The sequence below is a fragment of the Sphingobium sp. B2D3A genome (assembly GCF_025961795.1).
GTDB lineage: Bacteria > Pseudomonadota > Alphaproteobacteria > Sphingomonadales > Sphingomonadaceae > Sphingobium.
This window is the reverse complement of sequence record NZ_JAOQOI010000001.1, coordinates 1896533-1921197: the sequence shown is the minus strand read 5'-3', so window position 1 is coordinate 1921197 and position 24665 is coordinate 1896533. Positions and strand designations below refer to the sequence as shown.

General features: G+C 65.0%; 22 protein-coding genes. 8 read left to right on the top strand and 14 right to left on the bottom strand.

What is annotated here, in order from left to right:
- The first annotated feature begins 44 nt into the window (after positions 1-44).
- A complete protein-coding gene (locus tag M2337_RS08890; protein ID WP_264569935.1) occupies positions 45-956 on the top strand; it encodes a TauD/TfdA dioxygenase family protein in 912 nt (303 codons plus the stop codon).
- A gap of 44 nt (positions 957-1000) precedes the next feature.
- Here M2337_RS08890 and M2337_RS08885 read toward each other — a convergent pair whose 3' ends face one another.
- Positions 1001-1867: an SDR family NAD(P)-dependent oxidoreductase gene (locus tag M2337_RS08885; RefSeq protein WP_264569934.1), complete on the bottom strand. Its 867-nt coding sequence runs from the start codon at positions 1865-1867 to the stop codon at positions 1001-1003.
- Between the two features lie 50 nt (positions 1868-1917).
- Here M2337_RS08885 and M2337_RS08880 point away from each other — a divergent pair, with 50 nt between their 5' ends.
- Positions 1918-2664: a glutathione S-transferase family protein gene (locus M2337_RS08880; RefSeq protein ID WP_264569933.1), complete on the top strand. Its 747-nt coding sequence runs from the start codon at positions 1918-1920 to the stop codon at positions 2662-2664.
- 220 nt (positions 2665-2884) lie between these two features.
- Here the strand turns inward: M2337_RS08880 and M2337_RS08875 are convergent, their stop codons facing one another.
- On the bottom strand, positions 2885-4537 hold the full coding sequence (locus M2337_RS08875) for an alpha-glucosidase family protein (RefSeq protein ID WP_264569932.1): 1653 nt from the start codon (positions 4535-4537) through the stop codon (positions 2885-2887).
- A gap of 84 nt (positions 4538-4621) precedes the next feature.
- Between M2337_RS08875 and M2337_RS08870 the strand changes: the two genes are divergently transcribed.
- Both M2337_RS08870 and M2337_RS08865 read left to right on the top strand, forming a co-directional pair.
- Complete coding sequence (locus M2337_RS08870; protein ID WP_264569931.1) at positions 4622-4798, top strand: hypothetical protein; 177 nt, start codon at positions 4622-4624, stop codon at positions 4796-4798.
- 96 nt (positions 4799-4894) lie between these two features.
- A complete protein-coding gene (locus tag M2337_RS08865; RefSeq protein WP_264569930.1) occupies positions 4895-5644 on the top strand; it encodes an SDR family NAD(P)-dependent oxidoreductase in 750 nt (249 codons plus the stop codon).
- Positions 5645-5671: 27 nt separating this feature from the next.
- Here M2337_RS08865 and M2337_RS08860 read toward each other — a convergent pair whose 3' ends face one another.
- Positions 5672-6313, bottom strand: coding sequence for an RBBP9/YdeN family alpha/beta hydrolase (locus M2337_RS08860; protein ID WP_264569929.1), 642 nt, complete (start codon positions 6311-6313; stop codon positions 5672-5674).
- 156 nt (positions 6314-6469) lie between these two features.
- The gene (pobA, locus tag M2337_RS08855) at positions 6470-7636 is read right to left on the bottom strand and encodes a 4-hydroxybenzoate 3-monooxygenase (RefSeq protein WP_264569928.1); all 1167 of its coding nucleotides are present in this window, start codon (positions 7634-7636) and stop codon (positions 6470-6472) included.
- A gap of 92 nt (positions 7637-7728) precedes the next feature.
- Between pobA and M2337_RS08850 the strand changes: the two genes are divergently transcribed.
- On the top strand, positions 7729-8613 hold the full coding sequence (locus M2337_RS08850) for a helix-turn-helix domain-containing protein (protein ID WP_264569927.1): 885 nt from the start codon (positions 7729-7731) through the stop codon (positions 8611-8613).
- Between the two features lie 10 nt (positions 8614-8623).
- Here M2337_RS08850 and M2337_RS08845 read toward each other — a convergent pair whose 3' ends face one another.
- The gene (locus M2337_RS08845) at positions 8624-9673 is read right to left on the bottom strand and encodes an aromatic ring-hydroxylating dioxygenase subunit alpha (RefSeq protein WP_264569926.1); all 1050 of its coding nucleotides are present in this window, start codon (positions 9671-9673) and stop codon (positions 8624-8626) included.
- Positions 9674-9745: 72 nt separating this feature from the next.
- Here M2337_RS08845 and M2337_RS08840 point away from each other — a divergent pair, with 72 nt between their 5' ends.
- Entirely contained in the window at positions 9746-10318 is a 573-nt protein-coding gene (locus tag M2337_RS08840) for a TetR family transcriptional regulator (RefSeq protein WP_264569925.1), read from the top strand.
- Here the strand turns inward: M2337_RS08840 and M2337_RS08835 are convergent.
- From M2337_RS08835 to modA, 3 genes are read right to left on the bottom strand one after another with little or no spacing between them, the layout of a single operon-like run.
- Positions 10315-11037 (bottom strand): ABC transporter ATP-binding protein, encoded by a 723-nt coding sequence (locus tag M2337_RS08835; RefSeq protein WP_264569924.1) that lies wholly within the window; start codon positions 11035-11037, stop codon positions 10315-10317. The two genes, M2337_RS08840 and M2337_RS08835, sit on opposite strands and share 4 nt — an antisense overlap.
- Complete coding sequence (gene modB / locus M2337_RS08830) at positions 11030-11695, bottom strand: molybdate ABC transporter permease subunit (RefSeq protein WP_264569923.1); 666 nt, start codon at positions 11693-11695, stop codon at positions 11030-11032. The genes M2337_RS08835 and modB overlap by 8 nt, the downstream gene beginning before the upstream one ends.
- A gap of 6 nt (positions 11696-11701) precedes the next feature.
- On the bottom strand, positions 11702-12484 hold the full coding sequence (gene modA, locus M2337_RS08825) for a molybdate ABC transporter substrate-binding protein (RefSeq protein WP_264569922.1): 783 nt from the start codon (positions 12482-12484) through the stop codon (positions 11702-11704).
- 109 nt (positions 12485-12593) lie between these two features.
- On the opposite strand from modA, the gene M2337_RS08820 reads away from it, so the two are divergent.
- On the top strand, positions 12594-12965 hold the full coding sequence (locus tag M2337_RS08820) for a winged helix-turn-helix domain-containing protein (RefSeq protein WP_264569921.1): 372 nt from the start codon (positions 12594-12596) through the stop codon (positions 12963-12965).
- Between the two features lie 42 nt (positions 12966-13007).
- On the opposite strand, the gene M2337_RS08815 is transcribed toward M2337_RS08820, so the two are convergent.
- From M2337_RS08815 to M2337_RS08800, 4 genes are all read right to left on the bottom strand, one after another.
- Positions 13008-16214 carry an autotransporter domain-containing protein gene (locus M2337_RS08815; RefSeq protein WP_264569920.1) on the bottom strand — a complete coding sequence of 1069 codons (3207 nt, stop codon included), beginning with the start codon at positions 16212-16214 and terminating at the stop codon, positions 13008-13010.
- Positions 16215-16369: 155 nt separating this feature from the next.
- Positions 16370-16834: a DUF3237 domain-containing protein gene (locus M2337_RS08810; protein WP_264569919.1), complete on the bottom strand. Its 465-nt coding sequence runs from the start codon at positions 16832-16834 to the stop codon at positions 16370-16372.
- Positions 16831-18123, bottom strand: coding sequence for a flavin-dependent oxidoreductase (locus tag M2337_RS08805; protein WP_264569918.1), 1293 nt, complete (start codon positions 18121-18123; stop codon positions 16831-16833). The genes M2337_RS08810 and M2337_RS08805 overlap by 4 nt, the downstream gene beginning before the upstream one ends.
- 515 nt (positions 18124-18638) lie before the next feature.
- The gene (locus M2337_RS08800) at positions 18639-20039 is read right to left on the bottom strand and encodes an aldehyde dehydrogenase (RefSeq protein WP_264569917.1); all 1401 of its coding nucleotides are present in this window, start codon (positions 20037-20039) and stop codon (positions 18639-18641) included.
- 231 nt (positions 20040-20270) lie between these two features.
- On the opposite strand from M2337_RS08800, the gene M2337_RS08795 reads away from it, so the two are divergent.
- Entirely contained in the window at positions 20271-22217 is a 1947-nt protein-coding gene (locus M2337_RS08795; RefSeq protein ID WP_264569916.1) for a PAS domain-containing sensor histidine kinase, read from the top strand.
- Here the strand turns inward: M2337_RS08795 and M2337_RS08790 are convergent.
- Together M2337_RS08790 and M2337_RS08785 are read right to left on the bottom strand one after the other, a co-directional pair.
- Complete coding sequence (locus tag M2337_RS08790; protein WP_264569915.1) at positions 22214-22987, bottom strand: glycosyltransferase family 25 protein; 774 nt, start codon at positions 22985-22987, stop codon at positions 22214-22216. The two genes, M2337_RS08795 and M2337_RS08790, sit on opposite strands and share 4 nt — an antisense overlap.
- Before the next feature lie 125 nt (positions 22988-23112).
- Entirely contained in the window at positions 23113-24558 is a 1446-nt protein-coding gene (locus M2337_RS08785) for an FAD-binding oxidoreductase (protein WP_264569914.1), read from the bottom strand.
- Positions 24559-24665: the final 107 nt, after the last annotated feature.

Here is a 24665-nt window from a genome sequence, read left to right as displayed (position 1 = left end):
CAGACTCAAGCAAGCACAGGCGGGAAAGACGAGAGAGGATGCCCATGATCACCGTCAATCAGCTTCATCCCCTGTTCTTCGGCGAGATCGTCGGGGCGGACCTCAAGGCCGAGCCGACCGAGGATTTGCGCCAGGCTGTGCAGGATGCGATGGACAAGCACATCGTCTGCGTCGTGCGGCACGCGCAGATCACGGATGAGGAGCATATCCGCTTCGCCCGGCTGTTCGGGCCGCTGGAATATCCGCCCAATTATGGCAAGCGCCCGGCGGGCCGGATCGCGCCGGAGTTGTTCTCGGCCGGCAATCTCGATGCTGATGGCAATATCAAGCCGCTGACCCCGGCCAATGCGAACATCGCCAAGGGTGCCGAGCGTTTTCATGCCGACAGCTCGTTCAACCCCCTGCCCTCTAAATGGTCGATGCTGCGCGGTGTGGAGTGCCCGCCCTCGGAGGTTGGCGGCGACACGCTATTCCTCGATTTGCGCGCGGCTTATGACGATCTGCCGCAGGCGAAGAAGGACAGAGTGGATGGCATGACTGGCATCCACGATTTCTGGCGCGGCCGCCAATATGCGGGGCTTGAGGTTACCGAGGAAATGAAGGCCGCGATGCCGATGCCACCGGTGCATCATCCGCTGGTGCGTGAGGCGCCGCTCGGGCGCAAGGCACTGTTCGTCGGCGGGCATTGCGTGGGCGTGGTCGGCATGAGCGACGATGAGGGCCATGCCTTTGTGGAAGAGCTGTACGCTCATGTGACGCAGCCCAAATATATCCACCGCCATCAGTGGACGGTCGGCGACATCGTGATTTGGGACAATCGCTATGCCCTGCACGCCGCGACGCCGCTGGAAACCGACCAGTATCGCCGCGACATGCGCCGCGCGACGCTCAATGAGAGCGGCGAGGAAGGCGACACCTACGAGTTCCGCCGGCGTCAGGCCGAGGCCGCGCACTGAGCGCCTGTGCGGTTCTCAACTGGGCGTTGAGTGGCGCCATGGCCTCAGCGCGGCAGATAATCCTCCGCCATCGCCGCCTCGATGCCGGCATGGCGGGCCTTCACCGAGCCAATGAAGGCCGGGTGGGTGATGACATAGAGCTTGCCGGTGAGGATCGCGTCCACGGTCATCTCCCCAACAGTCAACGGGTCGAGCCAGAAACCCGGCGCCGTCGGCGGCAAGGCGCCGGGCGGCGGCGTTTCATCCCGGTGGCGGAAGGGTGTATCCACCTGAAACTCCGCCGGGCGGTGCTGCTCGGTTTCCTCGATATTGGTGCGCACCGGGCCGGGGCACACGACCGTGGCGCCGATCGCGCCGCCTCCCATGCTGCCCTTCGCATCCAGCTCCAGCTTGAGATGCTCGGTCATGGAAATGACCGCCGCCTTGGTCGGCGCGTAAACGCCGCGCGTGGCCCGCGCCTGCATGATCGCCCCCTGCGAGGCGGTGTTGACGATATGCCCGCCCAGCCCATGCGCCTTGATGCGCGGCAGGCCCGAAACGAGGCCGTTGACCACGCCCATCAGATTGACGCCGATGGCCCAGTCCCAATCCGCATAGGTCGCTTCATCGACCGGGCCCTGGATGCCGATGCCGGCGTTGTTGATGAGAATCTGCAGCGGGCCGAGCGCGGCCTCGGCCTGGTCCATCGCGGCAGCAAAGGCGTCCCGGTCGCGCACATCGAGTTGGAGCGCGCGGAAGCGATCCGCCCAGCCCTCGTCCGCCGCGACCTGCGCCGCCTGCCCCAGATGATCGGGGCGCACATCGCACACCGCGACCTTGCCGCCCTGCGCCGCCAGGGCGCGCGCCATGCCAAGGCCGATGCCGCTCGCACCGCCGGTGATGAAGGCCATCGTGCCTGCTACTGTCTTCATGCCTCTCCTCGCCTCATGGCTACCACTCTTATTATGGGGATTTACAACCAATGACCGTGGACCTCTATCATGGCGAGCCGGCTTCCAACAGCCTGAAGGTTTTGCAGGCCATTCATGAGAAAGGCGTGCCCTTCACCAGCCATTACATCAACCTGATGAAGTTCGAGCAGCATGCGCCGGCCTATGTCGCGATCAACCCAGCCGGACAGGTGCCGACGCTTGTGCACGACGGCCGGGTGCTGACGGAATCGACGGTCATCAACGAATATATCGACGACGCCTTCGATGGCCCGCCGCTTAAGCCGGCCGATCCCTATCTGCAGGGGCAGATGCGCATCTGGACCAAATATGTCGATGAGGTGTTCCGCCCGTCCCTCTCCTTCCTCGCCTGGCATCGGGTGATCCCCGGCATGGCCAAGGCGCTGCCCGAGGGCGAGTTCGAGGCGCGACTCAAGCGCATCCCGCTCAAGGAAAAGCGCGACAAATGGGAGCTGGCGGCCAAGGGCGGCTTCTCCGAGCGAGAGCTTGAGGGCTGGCGCGCCAATCTGGAGGACGTGACCGACCGGGTGGAAAGCGCGCTCGCAGGCCATGACTGGCTGGTCGGCGGCATGTTCACGCTGGCCGACATCGCCGTCTTCGCCATGGCCGTCTCCATGCCGCGCAGCTACCCCGACCTGTGGAACGAGACCCACACGCCGCAAGCCATGGCGTGGATGGCGCGGATGAAGGCCCGCCCAGGCGTGGCAGCAGCGCTTGCGATGCCGGACCACACCGGCATGGTCTCCCGCAAGGATTGAAGGCACGCCGCCGCCTCTTCTGCTGCGGGTCACCGAGCCTTTTTGCACATTTTTGGATCGCGAAAGTTCCCGTTAGGCTCCGGTTAAGCTAATTCATGCATGAGAGCGATGGCCTTGTCCGTCAGCCCGGCCTTCCCGGCCGTTTTCGTGCTGCAGCGATACCGGATTGCCCCGGCTGACGGACAAGCGATCTCCCCAGACAGGCCCCAAGCGCAGGCGCTCAGGGCTCCAGAACGCAGCCCGAATAGCCCGGCAGATCGCCCTGTCCTGCGCCGCCGACCTGCATCAATGGCGCCGCCCGACCGAGCCGCTTGGGCCAAGGCGTAGGCTCAGCCCCCAGATTGAACAGGCAAAGCCGGCGCTGCTCGCCAAAGCGCCGCTCGAACAGCAGCACCTGCTCATCGACCTGCAGAAAGCGGATGGCGCCCCAGCGCAAAGCGGGCTGCCCCTTGCGGAAGGCGAACAGCGCGCGGGTGAGATGGAGCAACGATCCCTCCTCTGCCTCCTGCTTGTCGACAGCCAGGGCCGGATGGTCAGCCCCCACCGGCAGCCACGGCTTCACGCTCGAAAAGCCGGCATGAGGCGCGTCACCCTTCCACGGCATCGGCGTGCGGGCGCCGTCGCGGCTGAGGGTCAGCGGCCAGTTGGCGATGGCCTCGGGATCCTGCAAATCCTCGAACGGCACATCCACCTGCGTCAGTCCCAGTTCCTCACCCTGATAGAGGAAGATGTTGCCGCGCAGGCAGGTGAGCAGCAGCAGCTTCATCGCCGCGAACCGCGCCCGCGTCTCGGCGCCCACCTCGTCCGCCAGCCAGCGAGTGACGGCGCGGGGCGCATCATGGTTCTCGAATGCCCAGCTCGGCCAGCCCATGCCGGTGCGGTCCGGCCACTGGCCGATCGCATCCGCCACCACGCGCGGGGTCAGCGCGTCGGCATAGAGAAAATCGAAACCGTAGCTAGTGTTCAGCCGGTTCTCGCCGCTGGTGTAGAGCTTCATCTCGCGCAGCGCCTCGTCTCCGCCGATCTCGGCGACGGTGAACCGGTCATCATAGCTGTCCATCAGCGCGCGCACCCGCTCGATGAACCGCGGAATATGGCGGTGCCCTTGATTGTAGCGGCGCTGCTGATAGTCGAACGGCCGCGTGCGCTGCCCAGCCTGGTTCGGGTGCGGCGGATTGGGGCGCAGGCGCGGATCGTGCATCAGGAAGTTGAGCGCATCGAGCCGGAAGCCATCGACGCCTCGGTCCAGCCAGAAGCGCGAAACGTCGAGCAAGGCCTGCTGCACTTGCGGATGATGCCCGTTGAGCTGCGGCTGCTCGCGCAGGAAGTTGTGGAAATAATATTGCCGCCGCCGCGCATCCCAGGTCCAGGCAGGGCCGCCGAACACGCTCTGCCAGTTCGATGGCGGCGCACCGTCCGGCTTGGGATCAGCCCAGACATACCATCCGGCATGATCGCCCTGCCGGTCAGCCCGGCTGGCCTGAAACCAGGGGTGGCGATCAGAGGTATGGGCAAAGACCTGATCGATGATCACCCGCAGTCCCAGCTCATGGGCGCGGGCCAGCAGGGCGTCAAAATCGGCGAGCGTGCCGAAGATCGGGTCGACATCGCAATAATCGGCAACGTCGTACCCGAAGTCCCGCATCGGCGAGGTGAAGAAGGGCGAGAGCCAGATGGCGTCCACGCCCAGGCTGGCGACATGATCCAGATGCGCCGTGATCCCCGGTAGATCACCGACGCCGTCATCGTTGGAATCAGCAAAGCTGCGCGGATAGATCTGGTAGATAGCCGCGCCCTGCCACCAGGGCAGCGTCTCGGGATCGCGCTGGCTGACGGGAAGGCTGGTGGCGGCAGGCTGGTGATTCTCGCTCATCCGCGCCAAACTGCATGGGAAGTCGTGCGCTGGCAATTGCGTCGGATAGCCGTCAGCCTGCAAGCCACCCGGAACGAGGGACGAATGCGAACAAGAGCTGGGATTTGCGCCAAAAAGAAGCGCTATGCCACCGAAGCGGACGCCCGCGCGGTGGCGCTCCGCGCAACGATTACGCTCCGCCCCTATCGCTGCGCTCTCTGCCGCCAATATCACCTCACCAGCCGGACCAAGGGGATGCAGGTGCTGAAAGTGGTCGAATGAAGGCGGTCAATGCTCGCCGAGGGATAGCCTCAAATCCCTCATTTGCCTTTCGCCCTCATCCGTTTAGGCTCCGGACAAAATCAACGGGAGAGAGCGATGCGGTTTCAGGACAAGGTGGTGCTCGTCATTGGCGGCAACAGCGGGATCGGGCGTGCTGCTGCGCAAGGATTTGCTGCCGAGGGCGCACATGTGTTCCTTACTGGGCGGTCGCAGGCGACCATCGACGAAACCGTGGCGGCGATTCCCGGCGCGCAGGGTTTTCAGGCGGATATCGCGCAGATCGACAGCAATGATGCCGTGCTGGATACCATCCGCGCGGCCCATGGGCAGATCGACATATTGTTCGTAAATGCCGGAATCGGTGCTTTCGCTTCCGTGGAAGAGGTGACGCCGGCGCAGTGGGACGAGGTGCACAGCGTCAATCTGCGCGGTTGCTTCTTTGCCGTTCAGAAGGCCCTACCGCTGATGGGGCAGACACCGGGCGGCGCCATCGTCATCACCGGCTCGATCGGGTCGGTCGCAGCAGTGCCTGGCAATGCCATGTATGCGGCGGCGAAGGCGGGGCTGCGCGCGGTGGCGCGTACGCTCGCTGCTGAGCTGATCGGGCGGGGCATTCGCGTCAACATGGTCAGCCCCGGCCCCACCGAAACGCCGATCATCAACCGCTCCGGCCTGCCACCCGAGGCCATGGCGGGCATGCGCGCGATGATGATCGACGCCATCCCGATGAAGCGCATGGGCACGCCGGAGGAAATCGCTCGCCCGGTGCTGTTCCTCGCTTCGGACGAAGCCAGCTTCATCACCGGCATCGACCTGTATGTGGACGGCGGCTGCGTCGAGCTTTAGCCTCGGGAGTTGGGCCTTCGAGCAGGATCAGGCCGACAGGTCAACGCTCGCGCTTTCCATCGGCCAGACCGAAGCGGCGGTTCCGTGCCTATCTTTGCGCCCTGCCCCGTGGAGCCGGGCGAGAAGAAAACGCCCGAACCCCCAGCCCCCCAGGCCAGACGCCGCGTTGATGTGGCCGACCGCGCCGGCATCGGCAAAGCGGCTGCCCCAGAACTGGGCGAGACGCCTTGCCCGGTGGTATTGGATGTATGGATCGTCGCGGCTCGCCACCAAAATCGAGGGGAAAGGCAATGGCGCGCGCGAGGCTGGAGCGAACGGCTCCAGCCGCTCATCCAGCGGTGCCAGATCCAGTTCGGGCGGCGCAACGAGCAGCGCGCCGACAACCGGATAGCCGAAGTCCGGCCGCTCCATCGCAGCCCAGGCAGCGACGGCGTGGCACCCCAAACTGTGCGCCGCCAGAATGACCGGCCGGCCCGCGCTGCGGATCGCCAGATTGAGCTTGCTCACCCAATGCGTGCGGTTGGGCCGCGCCCAATTGCCGAGGTCGGCACGGACGCACTCCTCGCTCTCACGCTCCCAAATGCTCTGCCAATGCGCGGGGCCGCTGCCGTCCAATCCCGGTACGGTGAGGACCAGCGGGGTCGACAATGTGGATGTCACATGATCCATGATCAAAACTCCTGTTCTCAGGGCAGATCAGTCGGCTCGGTCTACGTCCCGATCGTCTCACGGTCTAATGTCTAACGTTTAAGTTGACAATATGATTGCGGTGGAGCGTGCGCTGATGCGGCCACGTGGTTCCCCCATGAACGATGCCGTTACTGATTACACCGGCAGTCCCACATAATTCTCGGCGATGCTGGTCTGCGCGGCGACGCTGCCGGCGATATAATCCAGTTCGGCAACCTGCATGGCGCGCTCGAAGGGGCCGTCTTCGGGGAAGCGGTGCATGAGGCGCGTCAGCGACCAGCTGAACCGCTCGGCCTTCCAGACGCGGGCCAGGGCCTTGTCCGAATAGCCGGCGACGGCATCGGCATCGTTGCGCTTGAATAAGGCGCTGAGCGCTGAGGCGGCATAATGCACGTCGCTGGCGGCAAGGTTGAGGCCCTTGGCGCCGGTGGGCGGCACAATATGGGCGCTGTCGCCGCAGAGCAGCAGGCTGCCATGGCGCATCGGCGCGAAGACGAAGGAGCGCAGTGGCGCGATGGACTTCTCCAACGCCGGGCCCCGGGTGATGTGCGCCGCGGCATCCGGCCCGAGGCGGATCGCCAACTCGTCCCACACGCGCTCATCCGGCCAGTCCTCGATCTTCTCGGTCAGCGGCACGTCGACATAATAGCGGCTGCGCGTCTCGCTGCGCATGGAGGCCAGCGCGAAACCGCGTTCGTGATTGGCGTAGATCAGCTCGTGATTGCAGGGCGGCACATCGGCGAGGATGCCGAGCCAGCCGAAGGGATATTCCCGCTCGTAGGACTGGCCGGCGCTGGCCGGGATCGCCTGACGGCTGGGGCCATGATAACCATCGCAACCGACGATGATGCGCGCATCCACGCGGTGTTCGCGACCGTCCTTGCTATAGGTAACATAAGGCGTGTCGCTCTCGATCTCGTGCAGGGCGACATCGGCAGCGCCATAGACGACCTCCAGCCCGCGCTCGTCACAGGCATCCATGAGATCCTTGGTCAGCTCGGTCTGGCCGTAGACGACGACATGGCCGCCGGTGAGCTTGGCGATATCGATGCGGATCAGCCGCTCGCCATCGGCCAGGTTGAAGCCATCGTGCACAAGGCCCTCGGCCTTCAGCCGCGCATTGAGGCCAAGTCGTTCCATCAGCTCGACGGTGACGCGCTCCAGCACGCCGGCGCGGATGCGGCCGAGCACATAATCGGGCGTCTGGCGCTCCAGCACGATACAATCGATGCCCTCAGCCCGCAGCAGATGCCCTAGCAGCAGACCCGCCGGCCCAGCGCCAATGATGCACACCTGTGTCATTCCATCCTCCTCGCGGACTCTTGGCCGCATATCCGCATGACGGCGCGCATTTGGGAAGGGACAGTTGCGACAAGCTCTGGTATTTTCCGGACATGACTTCCCTCCCCCATCCTCCACACCATTCCCGCGAAGCGATCATCCCAGCTTACGATCTCTATGGCGAGGACAAGGCGGCACGGCGCGAGGACTTTTTCCACGCCGAGACGATTGCCGTGCGCAGCCGGCGCTATGACTGGGAAATCGCGCCCCACACCCATGCGTCGCTCACGCAGATGCTGTTCGTGGCGCGGGGCGAGGTGCGGCTGCATCTTGCGGGTGAGGATCGGCGGGAGGCCGGTCCTTTGCTGGTCTGCGCGCCGAGCGGAATTGTGCATGGCTTCGGCTTCTCGCCCGATGTCGAGGGATTTGTCGTGACGGCCTCACAGGATTTTGTGGACAGTCTCACGCGGCAGGATGCGCTGGGGCAACATCTCCGGACGCCGGCGATCCTGCGACCGGACGCAGCGCTGACCGCGCGTCTGGAGGCGCTGGGCACCGCGCTGGTCGAGGCCGAGCAGGACCGGTTCGCACCCAATGGCCAGCGGCTGCATCATGCGCTTGCCGAAGCCTGGCTACGCACGACCCTTGCTGCCGGCGCACCGCCGGATACCGCGCGGTCTACCCTAGCCGAGCGGTTTCGCGTGATGGTCGAGGCGACTTATCGCGAGCATCGACCGATCGAGCATTATGCGCAGCGGCTGCATTGCACGGTCCGCACGCTCTCGCGCCAGACACAGGCCAGCTTCGGCATGACGCCGCTGCAGATCATCAACCGCCGGCTGCTGTTTGAGGCGCGGCGGTTGCTGCGCTTCACCAATGCCGGCTGCTACGAGGTGGCGGCGGAGCTCGGTTTTGACGACCCATCCTACTTCTCGCGCTTCTACAAGCGGATGACCGGACGGGCACCAGGCCTGGAGAAACGGCGTGAGAACGTGTGAGACGTACCGGTCAGGCGGCCGCCCGCTCCGCCCCGCTCTCCTGTCGCGCCAGCTTCTCGACCAGACGATTGAACAGGGTCACGCCGCGATCGTGCACGGTGGGCATCACCTGCACCTCTGGCGTATCGTCGATCACGCGCTGCTGGGCCTCGATCATCACCTTGTCCTCGGCGAAGGCCTGATCGGCCATGCGCATCAAAACGTCGCGCAGCGCCTCGTCACCATGGCTGCGATGCGGCCCCCAGGAGAAGAAATAGCGCGCGCTCTTGTCGCGCATCGGCGTCACCGCCTGGCTGGTGAAGGTGACGCCGCTCACCGCCTGAGAGAGATCCGGCTGGCCATAGTCGCAAGCCTTGGCGGTACCGAGCGGGAAGACACCGCCGGTCATCAGCAGGATGCCAGGAATGAGGAAATCATAGCTCATGAAGCTGTCCATCGGTTCTGGGCTGCGGCGCGAGGCCGATCCGATGGCGTTCTCCGTCCAGCGCTCATAGCGGATGCCCCGCTCAAGCGGCGTGATCCGCGCCGGCGTCTCGGCAAATTGCGGCCCGGAACCGAAGCTCTCGGCATGGACGAAGGTCAAATGGCTGAAATCGAGCAGATTGTCGTTGATGAGCCGCGCTTCCGCCGCATAATCGAGGTGGCCATGGCCGAGAATGTAATCGGGGTGGTCCAGCCCCACGGCGGGCGGAATCAGGCGCTCATCGGCCGCGTCGACATCGCCCATCCAGACCCACAGCCAGCTGTGGCGATCCACCACGGCATAGCGGCGCACGCGGGCCTGCGGCGGGATCTGCGCCTGGCCGGGGATCTCGACGACCTGCCCGTCTGCATCGAACAGCAGGCCATGATACATGCAGCGCAGCCGCTCGCCTTCACAGCGCCCCAGCGAAAGCGGCGCGAGGCGGTGGACGCAGCGATCTTCCAATGCGTGGAGCGCGCCGGACGCCGTGCGCCAGATGACGATCCGCTCGCCGAGGATCGAGATGGCGAAGGGCTTCTCCGCCTCCAGTTCATGCGACCATCCCGCGACATACCAGGCATTGCGAACATAGGCCATGACAGGCGCCTCTCCAGCTTCAACCACTGCACGCAAATTGACTTAACGCTGTTAAGGAGTCAATGATCCTCTATGGCTTCCCCCATCTCCGTTCCGCTGGATATCGAGCGCTTGCTGCACGCGGCATTTGCCCAGTTGGAGGCCGACGGGCTGGACGCGCTGAGCATGCGCAAGCTGGCCGCGCGCCTCAATGTGCAAGCCCCGGCGATCTATTGGCACGTGAAGGACAAGGCTGAGTTGCTGGGTCTGATGGCCCGCCGCATTCATGGCCGGGCTTATGCGGACGTTACCCACGCCGAGGACTGGCGCGACTGGCTGCGACAGTTCGGGCGGGCTCTGCGACGCAGCTTCCTTGCTCATCGCGATGGCGCGCTGCTCTGCGCAGTCTCTCGCCCGCCGGCGGAGGCCGACCCAGCGGTCCATGCGCACCGCATCGCCGCGCCACTATTGGCGCTGGGCCTGCCGCAGCAGTACGCTCTTGCCCGGCAGGCCGCAGTCATCTCCTTCGTGCTGGGCTGGTCGGCCTTCGAGGCGAACGGGCCGATGCACAGTTTCCTCGATCGCATATTGGACTTTGAAGGGAGCTTCGAGCCGGGGCTGGATGCGCTGGTGGCTGGCTTTCCGGAGGTAGCCAGCCAGGCTTAGCCGGCAAGCCAGCGCGACAAGCGGCTCTGCGGAGCGCTCATAAGGGTATGCGGATCGCCCTGCTCCACGATCCGGCCATCCAGCACCAGCGCGACCTCGTCGGCAGCATCGGCGGCATCGCGCACATCATGGGACACGAGGATGATGGGAATGTCCGAGCGGGCGCGCAATTCGACCAGCAGGCGATGGAGCGCCCGGCGGGTCGGATGATCCACGGCAGAAAAAGGCTCATCGAGCAGCAGCACCTGCGGATCGCGCGCGAGCGCCCGGGCCAGCGCGACGCGCTGCTGCTGACCGCCGGAGAGTTCACGGGGGCGCCGGTCTTCCAGCCCGCCCAGATGGACCTGCGCAAGCAGCGCATCCGCGCGCCCCTGCCGCTGCGTCGCCGGGATATCCAGCAATGCTTCCATCACATTCTGCCGCGCGCTCATGTGCGGGAACAGGGCGTAGGATTGGAACACGAAGCCGACATGCCGGTCCCGCGCGCGCATCTGCACGCCGGCGTGGGTATCCAGCCAGCATTGGCCGTTGACGCTGATCCGTCCGCTAGCAGGCGCCAGCAGCCCCGCAATCGCGCGCAAGATGGAGGTTTTTCCGGCACCCGAGGGACCGACGAGCGCCAAGGTCCGCCCACGCGCCAGAGTGAGCTCCACGTCCAGCGCGATGGGCGCATGATGGCGCAGATGCAAAGTCACGCCCTCCCCGCTCGCCTCAGCCATGTCGGCGCCCCCTCTGCCCCAGCAGGAAAACAAGGCTGACCGCCACCAGCGAGACCGCCATCAGCAGCAGCGCCATCTCATTGGCAGACGCCATGTCGAACGCCTGCACGCGATCATAGAGCGAGAGCGCCAGCGTGCGCGTCTTGCCGGGGATCGATCCGCCGACCATCAGCACCACGCCGAATTCGCCCAGCGTATGAGCGAAGGTCAACACGGCGCCGGTGAGGATGCCCGGCCAGGCCAACGGCAGTTCGATCCGCCACAGGCTGTGCCAGAGCGAATGGCCGCAGGTCGCCGCGGCATCGCGCAAATCGGCATCAATGCTCTCGAAAGCCCGCTGCACCGGCTGCACGGCAAAGGGGAGATTGACCAGCACTGATGCGAGCAGGATCGCCTCGAAGCTGAAAGCCAGCCCGCTACCGAACAGCGCACTCCATACCCGCCCCGCCCAGCTTTGCGGCCCCATGGCGGAGAGCAGGTAAAAGCCGATCACCGTCGGTGGCAGCACCAGCGGCAGCGTCACCAGCGCCTCGATCACCGCCCGCCCGCGAAAGCCCGCCAGCGCCAGCCAGCGCCCGAGCACCAGCGCCAGCGGCAGCAGGATCGCGACGGTGAGCGCGCCGAGCAGGAGCGAGAGATTGAGCGCTTGCCAGTCCATCGCCGGTCAGAGTGCTCCGGCCGGCAGGGTGAAGCCGTATTTGGCGAAGATCGCCTTGGCAGCAGGCCCGGCCAGATAAGCATAGAAGCGCTCGGCCACCGGCCCCGCCGTCTTCATCAGCACCATGCGCTGGCGCAGCGGCGTGTGCCAGTCGGCGGGGATCAGCACATAGGCCGCCCTGCCCTTCACAGCAGGATCGAGCACCAGCGAATGCGCGACGATGCCGCCCTGCGCCCCACCTTCCGTGGCGAACTGCAGCGCCTGCGACACATTTTCCCCCAGCACGAGCTTATCTTGAAGCGGTTTCCACAGGCCGGCATGATCCAGCGCCTCCTGCGCACGGCGACCATAAGGCGCATGTTCGGGATTGGCGATGGCAAAGCGGCTGATGTCCCCGCGCGCCAGCGCCTCACGCAGACCGGCAAGCTGCGAATCGAGCCTAAGTGGCGAGCCCTTAGGCGCGATCAGCGCCAGGCGCCCGATGGCGTAGAGCCGGCCTTCGTCGCGAGTTTTGCCGGCCTTGGCGAGCTGCGTCACATAGCTTTCATCGGCGGAGAGGAAGAGCTCGAACGGCGCGCCCTGCTGTAATTGCCGCGTGAGATTACCCGAGGCACCGAAGTTGAGCACCACCTTCTCACCGGTCTCTTTCTCGAACGCCGCCGCCGCATCGGTCAGCGCGAGGCGCAGGTCGGCAGCAGCCGCGATCTGCGGCGCCGGCTCGGGCTTGCCGCACGCGACCAGCGCCAGCAGGCCGAGCAGCACGGCGCAACGGCGCAGCAGATGAGTCATGAGGTCCGCCCTTCGATCGATGTATAACATTGCGCACATCGACGTCTGCGGGGCGCTGTGTCAAGTGTCCTGCATGCGCACGGAGGCGCGCAGAGGAGGTCGGCAAGGCGTGGGTGAGGACGGCGGAACGACGCTGAAGATCAAGGCGCAGGTGATCGCCGATGGTGTGATCGCCATCGGGCCGGGCAAGGCGCAGTTGCTCGCGGAAATCGCGCGCACGGGGTCGATCGCGGCGGCAGGCCGGGCGATCGGAACCAGCTATCGCCGCACCCGCGACATGGTCGATATTCTCAACACAGGATGGGGCGCCCCGCTAATCGAAACCGCCAAGGGTGGCGCCAGCGGCGGCGGATCGCGCCTCACCGATCATGGCCGGGCGGTCCTGGAAGCCTATCGGCAGCTCGAAACGGCCGTGCAGGCGGCCGGAATGGCCCATGCGCAAGACCTCATCGATCTGATGAACGGCCCCGCAAGGAAATGAACCGGGCGCGACATTGTGTCGCGCCCGATCCTTTGTCTGTCTTCAGAAGCTCGCAGCGAGCACGGCCCGCGCGGCGTGGGACTGGCCCTGGTCGGCAATACTGCCGGTGTAGGTGACGCCTAGGCTCAGGTTGCGCGTGGCCGACCAGCGAATGCCCGCATCGACCAGCGCCGCATTGCGTGCGAGCGGCACGCCCTCGATGCGCAAGTCCTGCCCGCCCGCCACGAAGGCGAGATCGGACGCGACCGACCGGCCGGTCAGCGCATGTTGCCAGCCCAGCTTCGCACCGATGCTCACCGGCGATCCAACATTGAGCGGAACGCTGGCCTTAAGGCCGAGCGTGGCCCAGGCGCGGCGACGCTCCTTCTCTTCACCGGTCAGCGCGAGCGAACCACCTGCCTCGGTGAACGCATCGTTCTTCAGCCAGATCGCGTTCACGCCAACGAACGGCTCTACCGTGCCGATGCCGAGCGGAACCGCCGTGCCGGCTTCACCGAATGCCTGGATCGCGCGGCCGCCATAATTGGCGGTCAGCGTTTGGGCGATATCGCCAACCACAGCAGTACGACGCGTCTTGAAGTCGTAGTCGCTATAGCTTGCGCCGGCCCGCAGGGCGAGGCGGCCGAAGTCGCCGCCGGCATAGATTGCGCCGCTGACGGTTTCGGTATCCGCCTGGGACTGGCGCGCGCCGATCGAGGCATCGCCATTCGCATAGCCGCCGGCCACGCCGATGCGCAGGGCGCCCATCTGCGTCTCCAGCCCGACCTGGAAGCCATAGGCATCGCTCGAAACGTCCGCTACGTTGCGGTTGCCATAGAGCTGGTTCCAGGAGCGGTGAACGTCCGTCCACAGCGTCAGGCCTTCTCCGGCAGGCGCCGCCATGCGGGAGAGCAGCGCCCGCCGCATCTCGTCCGCCTGCTGCGCGACCACGGTCAGCGTGGAGGCATGGACCTCGCCCGAGAGGCTGTCGAAAGCCGCCTGCGCACCCTGAGCGGACTCGCCGACCAGTTCCAGATAGACCGGGGTCGCGGCGGAGAAGCTGGTGCCGAGGGCCACCGCGGTGGCCCGCTGGTTGGCCGTCACGGCGACATCGGCGAACTGGACATCGTTGCGGGTCAGCGTCAGCGTCACGGCATTGGCGCCATAGGTCAGGTTTGGCAGCAGGAAGGCGAGGTTGCTGGTCACATCCTCAAACTCGCCGACAACGCCGCCAGCCGCCGTGAGGATCTGGTAGCTGGTGTGCGGGCGGTAATCGCCATTGGCGGCCAGCACCTGCACGGTGCCGCCTTCCAACGTAGCGACGCCCGAGGCCACAACACGGTCGCTCGCGCCTGAGGCATCAACCTCGACCTCGAACACCGAGCCCTGCTCGAACAGGACAGTGGTGGCCGCTTGAAGCTGACCGATCGAGTTGCCAGGCGCTGCCGTGGCGTTGGTGCGCACGATGAGGCCGCCCACCGTGCCGTTGCCGCCGATCGATCCGCCGCTCTCGACGATCACGCCGGAGTTGGCGATGGAGCCATTCACGGCCAGCCGGCCCTCCTCCACGATGGTCGCGCCGGAGTAGCTGCTGGTGCCAGTGAGGTTCAACTTGCCCTCGCCCGTTTTGACGAAGCTGCCGGTGCCAGACACCGCGCCACCGAAGCTGCCATCGACAGACTGGTCCATCATCAAGGTGCCGGCGTTAAGCACATTGCCGGTGCCGATCGTCGTGCTGCTGGCCTGCAGCGTGCCGGCTGCGATCGTGGTGCCGCCAGTGTAGCTGTTCGCACCGGTCAAAGTCAGGGTACCGCTGCCAGTCTTGACGAGATTGCCGTTGCCAGCCACCGCGCCACCGAAGCTGCCATCCACAGACTGGTCCATCACCAAGGTGCCGGCGTTAAGCACATTGCCGGTGCCGATCGTCGTGCTGCTGGCCTGCAGCGTGCCGGCAGCGATCGTGGTGCCGCCGGTGTAGCTGTTCGCGCCGGTCAGCACGAGCGTGCCACTTCCGGTCTTCACGAAGCTGCCGCTGCCGGTGATTTCGCCGCCCATCGAGACGTCGTTGGCGCCCGTATCAAGGGCATTGAGGCCAGCCATAAGGTTGACGGGCACATTGACCGTGCCGTCCGCCCCGAAGCGCAGGCGCCCCTGCATCAGCACCACGCCGCCAGTGCCCAGCGCATCCGCGCTGGCGATCTCGACGGTGGAGCTGTCGGTGATCACCGTGCCGCCCTCAAAAGTGTTGGTGCCGGTCAAGGCGAGCGAGCCTTGCCCGGAAACGATCAGCCCGCCGACACCGATGATGGTGCCCGCAAACGTGCCGCTATTGCCGGCCGTATTGATAAACGCCCCATTGTCGGTGATCGAAACGTCCGCCGTCACCAGATTGGCCGGATCGCTACCACCGGTCAGATCCAGCGTGCCGCCATCGAAGCTGATCGTGCTGCCGGTCGCCGCGCTGTCACCTAAGTTGAAGCTCGGCTGACTGTCATCGATGACAGGGGTGCCGCCGACTGGCGGCAGGTTGGGATCAATCTGGAAATCACCGGCGACGAAGCCAATCATCCGGTCTACCAGCGAGCGCAGAGCCGGCGTATCCGTCCAGGCAGCCGCCTGGAACGTGTTAACATCAAGATAGCTTAGCAAACGACCGGCAGGCGCATTAGCCAGCGACCCGGCGCCAAAGGCTAGACCGGTGCCAAATCCGGTCCCATTCGGGCCCGTGGTTGTGAAGAACGTTCCGGTGCCTGGACTCGTGAATGCGCCCGCCCAGGGCACAAAAAACTCCGTGACTGCATCAGCTACGATCAACCCACTGCCGTTGAACAGATCGGTTACATACTGGTTTGTCACATCAGTGGCGTCGACCGTGACATTGCCGCCACCGGCAGCACTGATGAAGCTTGAAATGGAATTGTTCCGCAGGGCCTGACCCGGGTTTTCACCCAGAAGAAAAAGCCCGCCCGCGTTACTCAGGTAGGTCAAATAATCGGTCTGCTCGCCTCCCGAGAGCGCGGCATCGTAACGCACGTCCCATACCTGCGCGATCGGGCTGCTGCCGTTGATGTTGGCGGCGTCCTGCTGGATCGTGACCGAGTAGCCAGCCGCCTCCAGACGCTCTTTGAGGCCGTTTGATGCACTGACATTCGGGCCCGTGCTGTTCGTAACGATAATGACGTCACCCGACGACGCCATCGCAGTGGTCGACGCGGAGGCGAGCAGAAGCGCTGCTGCCCCGAAGGCAACATGTTTGAAATTGTTTAGCAAATCCCCGATTCCCTTGCTGGTATGGTGATCCCGCAAGTGGAGGCCGGAGGTTAACAGAAGTTAAAAATTCTTTCCGTTATTAGGGTTATGCGACGAACCGCGCACGCCCCTTTCCTCACGCCTCGATCAGTATCGAAACAGAGAGTGCTCTCCGCTCAGTCGATCCTATAAACCGAAAGCCGCACCGTCGGGCCGACCTTGCCGCCTGTCGCGACAAACAGGGCGCGGTTTACCCAGTCGTACCCCCCATGGCCCGTCTCCAGCCGAATAAAAGATCGCATGTAATAGTCGGACGGCGTCACCTGTTCGCCGGACGCGATGCGGGCCGCGACCTCGGGCGAGGCATGGCGGATGCCGACGCCCACGATCTCGATGACCGCGCCGTCGTGCGTTTCCATGGCATAGCGGGCATCGAGTTGCGCCACGCCGCCGGGTTGCACGGTTTGCCAGTCCGCGCCGACGTTCAGCAGCGTGCCATTGAGCAACGGCCCTGTCACCGTGCCGCCGACCACCGGGATGATCCGCCGTGTGCCAGCCGGTGTGATGCCCATCTCATGCGGAGGATCGAGCCGGATCTCGAAATCGCAGACGTGCGAGAGGCCCGGCGCGGGCAGCGTCATGCTGCGACCTCTGCGACCAGCGCGCCCGGCTCAATGGTGGGCGGCGCGGCGTTGAGCGTATCGCGCGCGAAGCCAGCCGCCTGCTGATAGGCGAGCATGAAGGCAGAGCGCTCGGCTGCCGGCAACACATCCTCAATGTCCTCAAACGCACCGCCGCAGCGCTCCTCCACCAGTTCCAGCAGCCCGAAGGGGCCGGAGCCGCGATTGCGCATGGCGACCTGCCCGATGGGACCGCAGAGCTTCTCGTCAAAGGCGCGCAGCGCGGCCGGCGTTACGCCATGCGCCAGCAATTCACGGCCGATCACCCGCGCATCGACGATGGCCTGCGATGCGCCGTTTGAGCCGGTCGGATACATGGGATGCGCGGCATCGCCCATCAGCGCGACGGGACCATCGACCCAGGTGGGCAGCGGATCGCGGTCGATCATCGGATTTTCGTAAGCGACATCCGACTTGGCCAGCAGCTCCGGCAGGTTCAGCCAGTCATAGACGAACCCGTCGAACTCATGCGCGAATTCGGCGAGTTCGACCGGGCGGAACCAGCCGGATTTGCGCCAGTCATGATCGGTATCGTAGGTCTTCTCGGCGATCCAATTGATATCGGCCAGCCCCTCCTCGTCGGGATGCGAGATGGGGTAGATCACCACGCGGTGGCGGCTGGTGCCAAGGCCCACGAAGGACGAGCCGGTGCGGATCGGCACGCCGCGCGCGGTGCCGCGCCACATGATCGTGCCGCCCCAGTGGATCGGCGGCTGATCCGGGTGCATCTGTGCGCGGACGCTGGAATGGATGCCGTCGGCTCCGAACAGCAGGGTGCCATCGACCTCGACCTTGCCGCCGCCGGCGAGATCGACCAGCGCGGTGACGCCACCCTCCGCCCGCTTGCGATAGCCGGTCACCTTATGGCCAAGCTTCAGAGCCTCCGGGCCGAGCCGCTCAACCACCTTGCGGCAGAGCATCAGGTGGAAGGCGCCCCGGTGGACGGCATATTGATGCCAGTCATAGCCGGCGACCTTGCCGCGCGGCTCGGAATAAATCTCGCGGCCATTCAGCCCGACCAGCGCCCATTCCCGCGCCGGAATGCCGACCTGGTCCAGATCCGCCTCGCTTATGCCGAGGTCTTCCAGCTCGCGAATGGCATTGGGCTGGATGTTGATGCCCACGCCGAGCGGCTTCAACTCGCGCACGCTCTCGAACACTGTGCAAGGCACACCGATCTGATGAAGCGTGAGCGCCAGGACGAGGCCACCAATGCCGCCACCGGCGATCAAAACATGGTCGTGCGTCATCGAGAATATTGCCCTTTCCGTGCGGGCCTAACCCAGGCGTCCCGCGCCGACGCCTCATCTGCCCGAGGGGAGCGCTGTACCGTCGTGGGGGCGCAGTGGCAATGTGGTGGGATCAATCGTATGCCGGCTGCTGCGGGGTGGCGGCGGTCAGAAGTAGGACGCGATGGTCGGGCGGCTGAGCCCTGCGATCCTGCCTGCGCAGGAGCACTGGCTTAACGTTGTTGCTGAACCTTGCCGTGTTCCTGCGAAGGCAGGAACCCAGGGCGCAAGGCCACTGCGGCTGGGCCCTGGGCTCCTGCCTGCGCAGGAGCACTGAAAGAAGCAGGACCGGCGCGGCATTCCACAGCACAAAGCCCGCCGTTCGTGTCGAGCGAAGTAGAGACACGGCTCTCACAGGTCTTGGTGTCTCGCCTTCGCTCGACACGAACGGGAATGAAAACGGTAAGCCAAACGAAAGAAGCCCGCCCCTCCCTCTCGGAAGGCGCGGGCTCCTTGGCGCTATGATCGCACCCCGATCAGATCGGGAAATGGCCCGGCTGGGTTTCCACCGTTACCCAGCGCAGCTCGGTGAAGCTGTCGATGCCGGCCTTGCCGCCGAAGCGGCCATAGCCCGAACCCTTGACGCCGCCGAAGGGCATCTGTGCTTCGTCATGCACGGTCGGGCCGTTGACATGGCAAATGCCGGACTGAATGCGCCGCGCGATGCCGAGGCCCTTGGCGATATCCTTGGTGAACACCGACGCCGAGAGGCCATATTCGGTGTCGTTGGCCAGTTCGACCGCATGCTCGGTGTCGCGGGCGCGAATGATGCCGACGACCGGCCCGAAGCTCTCATCGCGGAACAGCTTCATGTCCTGCGTCACCTTGTCGATGACATGGGCGGGCATGAGCACATTGTGCGTCGTCTCGCCGCCGGTGAGCTGGGTCGCGCCCTTGGCCAGCGCGTCCTCGATCAGGCTCTGACAATGCGCCACGGTCTTGGCGTCCACCACCGCGCCGAGCGGGGTGTTGCCCTGACGCGGATCGCCCACGGGCATGGAGGCGACCTTCTCCTTGAACTTGGCGGCGAAGGCGTCGGCAACAGCATCGACCACGATGATCCGCTCGGTGGACATGCAGATCTGGCCCTGATTCATGAACGCGCCGAAGGCCGCGGCCTTCACCGCTTCATCGAGATCGGCATCTTCCAGAATGACCAGCGGTGCCTTGCCGCCCAGCTCGAGCAGAACGGGCTTCAAATGCTCGGCAGCGCGCTTGGCGATGATCTTGCCGACGGCGGTGGAGCCGGTGAAGTTGATACGGCGGACCTGCGGCGCATCGATGAGCGCGCCGACGACATCGGCCGCGTCTTCCGGCGCGTTGGTGACGACGTTCACCACGCCCTCGGGGAAGCCGGCTTCAGCAAAGGCCTCGATGATGAGCGCATGGGTGCGCGGGCAGGATTCGGAGGCCTTGAGAATGACGCTATTGCCGCAGGCGAGCGGCACGGCGATGGCGCGCACCCCGAGGATGATCGGCGCGTTCCACGGCGCGATGCCGAGGATGACGCCAACCGGCTCACGCAGCGCCATGGAGAGGCAGCCGGGCTTGTCCGAGGGGATGACCTCGCCATTGATCTGGGTGGTGAGCGCGGCAGCCTCACGGATCATGCTGGCAGCCAGGCCGAGGTTGAACATCGCCCAGCCCGCCGTCGCACCGATCTCGCCCATCATCGCTTCGACGAAGGCATCCTTCTTCGATTCCAGTGCCGAGGCGGCTTTCATCAGCACAGCGCGGCGCGCATTCGGCCCCATGACCGACCAGCTCTGGAACCCTTCCGCGGCCTTGGCGGCGATCGGCGCGATATCGGCGGCCTTCATCGCAGTCGCCGAGGATGCGACCTCGCCCGTCATCGGATTGTTGCGGCTAAACTCCATGGCGTTCCTCCAGTTCTCTCTCTCAAGACCAGTGTCGCGCGCTCGCATGAGGCCGGATGGCAATGATCAGACCAAATGCTTGCGGCGGCGCGGCTCCCCTCTGCCTTGCGGAACCGCCGGATGCAATTGTCTTGCGTGCCCCACGCTCGACTTGCGCCCAGAAATGAAGGAACAGGGGTCGATGCTCGCGCGTTGTGGCGCATAACTGGGAATAGACGGCGGGTTCGAGACGTGCAGGCATCCGAAGACCTCAGGGCAGCATCGTTGGAGAGCTATCGGCAGTTGGTCGAAAGCATCACCGATTATGCCATGTGCATGCTGGATCGCACGGGCCACATCACGAACTGGAACGCAGGCGCGCAAAAGCTCAAGGGCTTCCGGCCGGAAGACATTATCGGCGTGCATTTTTCGCGCTTCTACACAGCCGAAGACGTGGAAAAGGGCATGCCGGCGCGCGCGCTGGAGATCGCCGCGACGCAGGGCAAGCACGAATCCGAGGGCTGGCGACTACGCAAGGATGGCTCGCGCTTCTGGGCCCACGTCGTCATCGATCCGGTTCGCGACGCACACGGCGCGCTGATCGGCTATGCCGGGATCACCCGTGATCTTACCGAGCGCAAACTCGCAGAGCAGGCGCTGCGTAAAAGCGAAGAACAGTTCGCCCTGCTCGTCCAGTCCGTCACCGATTACGCCATCTACATGCTGGACCCTGAGGGCATGGTTTCCAGCTGGAATGCCGGTGCGGAGCGGATCAAGGGCTATCGCAAGGACGAGGTGCTCGGGCAGCATTTCTCGCAATTCTATCAGGAAGAAGATCGCACGGCCGGCGAGCCGCAACGCGCCTTGGAGACCGCGCGGTCGGACGGTCGTTTCACGGCGGAGGGCTGGCGCGTCCGCAAGGGCGGCGAACGCTTCCGCGCGAGCGTCGTCATCGAGGCGCTGCGCGATGAGACGGGGGCGCTGGTGGGCTTCGCCAAGATCACCCGCGACGTCACGGAGCGGGAGGCAGCCCAGCGCGCGCTGGACGAAGCGCGCGAGGCGCTGGGCCAGGCTCAGAAGATGGAAGCGCTTGGCCAGCTCACCGGCGGCGTGGCGCATGATTTCAACAATCTGCTGATGGCGATCAACAGCAGCCTCATCCTGCTGCGCAGACGCATTCCGGAACAGGCCGAGACGCAACGCCTGCTCGACAATGCCATGCAGGCCGTCGATCGGGGCGCGACGCTCACACAGCGCATGCTCGCCTTTGCACGGCGGCAGGAGCTGTCCATCGGCCGAGTGCATATTCCCGAACTGCTGCGCGGCATGACCGAACTGGTCCAGCGCACCATCGGGCCAGAATGGCCCGTCAGCATGATCATTCCACTCGGACTGCAGGCGGTGAAAGCCGACGCCAATCAACTCGAAATGGCCATCCTCAACCTCGCCGTGAACGCGCGCGATGCCATGCCGGACGGTGGCGCGATCATCATCAAGGCGAACCGCCAGACCGTGCGGAGCAACGAGATCTCCGATCTGGAGGCGGGGCATTATGTGGTCCTGACCGTGGTGGACAGCGGCATCGGCATGGATGCCGAGACGCTCAGGCGCGCGACCGAACCCTTTTTCACGACGAAGGGCGTCGGTAAGGGCACGGGCCTTGGCCTCCCCATGATCCATGGCTTTGCGCGCCAGATCGGTGGCGCGTTCACGCTCACCAGCGCGCCGGGCAAGGGGACATCGGCGCAATTGTGGCTGCCGCAGGCCGCCGAGCAGTCACAGGCCACCACGCCCGCTGCGAAGGAACCGCCGCTGCCGCCGCAAGCCAAATGTCGTGTCCTAGCGGTGGATGACGATGCACTGGTTTTGATGAACACGGTCGCGCTGCTGGAGGATCTGGGGCACGAGGTCGTCAGCGCAGTCAACGGCGCTCATGCCCTTTCAAAATTCAAGGATGGCGGCTTCGACTTGGTCATCACGGATCAAGCCATGCCCGGCATGACCGGGACGGACCTCGCCGCGGCCATTACCGCCGTGCAGAGCGACATGCCGATCATCATCGCAAGCGGATATGGCGAGGGGCTGGTGTTGCCAGAAGGGCAGATTCATCGCCTGAGCAAACCGTTTGGCGAGCACCAGCTCGCCAAGGCCATTTACCAGGCCTGTTGCAGGGAGGATCGCCCCACCCCTGCGGTTTAAACGGACTTGCGCCCCATTTGCCGGGTCCGCCCGCTCAGGCGGATCGCCCGGCGCAGTAACGATGCGAAGGTACGCAGGACCGGCAGGCGGTCATAAAAGCGAACATCGTGGATGTCCGTGCGCGAGAGGCGCTGGTGCCCAAGGTCAGGGTTGGCGACATAGGTGCGCAGTTCCGGATGGCGGTTGCGCAGGACAGACAGCGCCCCATCATAATGCATCGGCTCGCCATCCGGATGCCGCCCGCCTGCGGGGCGCTCCAGCATCGCTGCCAAATAGTGAGCGGCAAAACCGATCGTGTCTCCACGCACCGCGTAGAAATGGCATCCGGCGAGCCCTTTGCCGGGTGGGATCAGCTCAAGCGGGCGCTCGGTCGCTTCATATTGCCCCGGCAGAAGGCTGCCGAAAAAGATGTCCCATTCCACCTCGCCCAGCTTGGCCAGAGCGGCCGGCAGAACCGTCTCGATCCGGTCATGGAAATCGAAGTCATCCTCCAGCACCAGAACGGATCGATGCCCCGCCTCCGCCGCCTCCCGCAACACGCTCATATGGCTATCGAAGCACCCTCGCGTTCCCGGCGTCGGAAACCCTGCGGCATCCGAAAAGCGCTTCGCCGTGAAGAACGCGATTTTCGGATGATCGAGGTCCAGCCCCAGACGCCTGAACTGCGCGGCCATCTCGCGGCGCCGGTCGGCCCGATGGGGAAGATTGATAATCCGGATGACATCGAACGCATCGAGCAGAGCATGACCGGCGGGGGTTGGGCTTACCATCGGCTGCGGTCCTTCTCGACTGGATAATGGATGATCAGCCGCGACTCGCTCCGGCCCTCAACGGGCCTATAGACTGGGCTTCTCCCTTTAAGGAATCGCAAAGGCGCCCGAGCCGAGCCAGCGCTTCAGATCACCTTGCCCGGGTTGAGAATATTGTTCGGGTCCATCGCGCGCTTGAGCGTGCGCATCAGCGCCAGTTCCTCTGGTGTACGGCAGTGGTGGAGAAAGTCGCGCTTGATGCTGCCGATGCCATGCTCGGCGGTGATCGAGCCGCCCCATTCCCCGACCGCCTTGTAAACCAGCGCCTCCATCTCATGCTCGGGCATCGGGTCGCGGGGGACGCGCGCAGAGAGGTGGAGGTTGGAATCAGCGAGGTGGCCGAAGAAAACGGTCACGCAGTCCGGCCAGCGCTCCAGCAGCAGATTGCGTACATAAGGGATGAAATCGCCGATCTTGCGCGTCGGCAGGCTCACATCGAAGGCCACTTGCGGCCAGTGCACGCCCTTGTGCCACTCGCCAGGGCAATCGCGCACCGCCCAGATCTCCTGCCGCTGCTTGTCCGACTGGGCGATGACGGCATCCTTGACCAGGCCAGATTCGATCATGCCGCCCAGCACTTCCTCGAACCGCTCGGGATCGCGTTCCGGGTCGGTCCCAAGCACCTCGACCAGCGCATAGACGCTGTAACCGTGCGGCAAGGGCGGCTGGCGGCCGAGCGCCGTCGTGCCGATCTGGTAGAAATCCGGCCACATCACCTCAAAGGCGGACAAGGTGCTCGCGAACGCCGAATTGCATTGTTTGAGCAACTCCAGCGTGGCCGCATAATCGTCGACCGCCACCACGGCGGTGCAGGCGCTGCGCGGCTTGGGGAACATCCTCAGCACCAGCCGGGTGATGACACCAAGCGTGCCCTCGCTGCCGATGAAGAGATGCTTGAGATCGTAACCAGCGTTGTTCTTAATCATCACATTGAGCGACGAGATGATCGTGCCATCCGGCAGCACCGCTTCCACACCCAGAATGAGATCGCGCATCATGCCATAGCGCAGCACGCGGTTGCCGCCAGCATTGGTGGCCGCATTGCCGCCGACCTGCGCCGTTCCGCGTCCGCCAAGATCGAGCGGGAACAGGAAGCCGGCCTCGTCGGCGGCGCGTTGAACGGTCTCCAGCACCGTTCCCGCCTGCACGGTCATCGTGCGGCCAGCCTCGTCCAGTTCCTCGATGCCCCGCATTCGTTCGAGCGACAGCAACAAGCAGGGTCGATCCGCGAGGCCGCCTGCGCACAGGCTGGTCAAGCCGCCCTGTGGCACGACCGGCCAGCGCTCCTCATTGCAGATCGCCATGATCTGCGAGACCTGCTCGGTCGTGCGCGGATAGGCGATGCCGGGGAGCGGAATGTCCGCCGGCATGACATTCGTGAAATCAGAGACATGGCGCGCGAAATCGCCGTCCGTCCGATCCTTCACGATATCAGCGCCCAAGGCTTGGCGGAGGCGCGCGATGACATTGGCACCGCGCTGGGCTTCGTCCGCGAAGCCTTGTCCGCGCTCGTCCAGCGTTGCTTGGGTCATCAGGCCTCTCTCCTCTTGCAGCCACAACATAGCGCCCGGCGGCGCCCTGCATAGGCCAAGGCGATAGAACGAATCATGAAATCGGCCGCGAGCGCCGCCTCTGTTTC

Excerpts from the sequence above, each read along its gene's own strand:
- M2337_RS08870 (WP_264569931.1), top strand. The coding sequence starts at position 4,622 with ATGCGAACAAGAGCTGGGATTTGCGCCAAAAAGAAGCGCTATGCCACC.
- M2337_RS08865 (WP_264569930.1), top strand. The coding sequence starts at position 4,895 with ATGCGGTTTCAGGACAAGGTGGTGCTCGTCATTGGCGGCAACAGCGGG.
- M2337_RS08800 (WP_264569917.1), bottom strand. The coding sequence starts at position 20,039 with ATGGAGTTTAGCCGCAACAATCCGATGACGGGCGAGGTCGCATCCTCG.
- M2337_RS08880 (WP_264569933.1), top strand. The coding sequence starts at position 1,918 with ATGACCGTGGACCTCTATCATGGCGAGCCGGCTTCCAACAGCCTGAAG.
- modB (WP_264569923.1), bottom strand. The coding sequence starts at position 11,695 with ATGGACTGGCAAGCGCTCAATCTCTCGCTCCTGCTCGGCGCGCTCACC.
- M2337_RS08890 (WP_264569935.1), top strand. The coding sequence starts at position 45 with ATGATCACCGTCAATCAGCTTCATCCCCTGTTCTTCGGCGAGATCGTC.
- M2337_RS08835 (WP_264569924.1), bottom strand. The coding sequence starts at position 11,037 with ATGGCTGAGGCGAGCGGGGAGGGCGTGACTTTGCATCTGCGCCATCAT.
- M2337_RS08840 (WP_264569925.1), top strand. The coding sequence starts at position 9,746 with ATGGCTTCCCCCATCTCCGTTCCGCTGGATATCGAGCGCTTGCTGCAC.
- modA (WP_264569922.1), bottom strand. The coding sequence starts at position 12,484 with ATGACTCATCTGCTGCGCCGTTGCGCCGTGCTGCTCGGCCTGCTGGCG.
- pobA (WP_264569928.1), bottom strand. The coding sequence starts at position 7,636 with ATGACACAGGTGTGCATCATTGGCGCTGGGCCGGCGGGTCTGCTGCTA.
- M2337_RS08850 (WP_264569927.1), top strand. The coding sequence starts at position 7,729 with ATGACTTCCCTCCCCCATCCTCCACACCATTCCCGCGAAGCGATCATC.
- M2337_RS08885 (WP_264569934.1), bottom strand. The coding sequence starts at position 1,867 with ATGAAGACAGTAGCAGGCACGATGGCCTTCATCACCGGCGGTGCGAGC.
- M2337_RS08860 (WP_264569929.1), bottom strand. The coding sequence starts at position 6,313 with ATGGATCATGTGACATCCACATTGTCGACCCCGCTGGTCCTCACCGTA.
- M2337_RS08805 (WP_264569918.1), bottom strand. The coding sequence starts at position 18,123 with ATGACGCACGACCATGTTTTGATCGCCGGTGGCGGCATTGGTGGCCTC.
- M2337_RS08810 (WP_264569919.1), bottom strand. The coding sequence starts at position 16,834 with ATGACGCTGCCCGCGCCGGGCCTCTCGCACGTCTGCGATTTCGAGATC.
- M2337_RS08845 (WP_264569926.1), bottom strand. The coding sequence starts at position 9,673 with ATGGCCTATGTTCGCAATGCCTGGTATGTCGCGGGATGGTCGCATGAA.
- M2337_RS08875 (WP_264569932.1), bottom strand. The coding sequence starts at position 4,537 with ATGAGCGAGAATCACCAGCCTGCCGCCACCAGCCTTCCCGTCAGCCAG.
- M2337_RS08790 (WP_264569915.1), bottom strand. The coding sequence starts at position 22,987 with ATGGTAAGCCCAACCCCCGCCGGTCATGCTCTGCTCGATGCGTTCGAT.
- M2337_RS08785 (WP_264569914.1), bottom strand. The coding sequence starts at position 24,558 with ATGACCCAAGCAACGCTGGACGAGCGCGGACAAGGCTTCGCGGACGAA.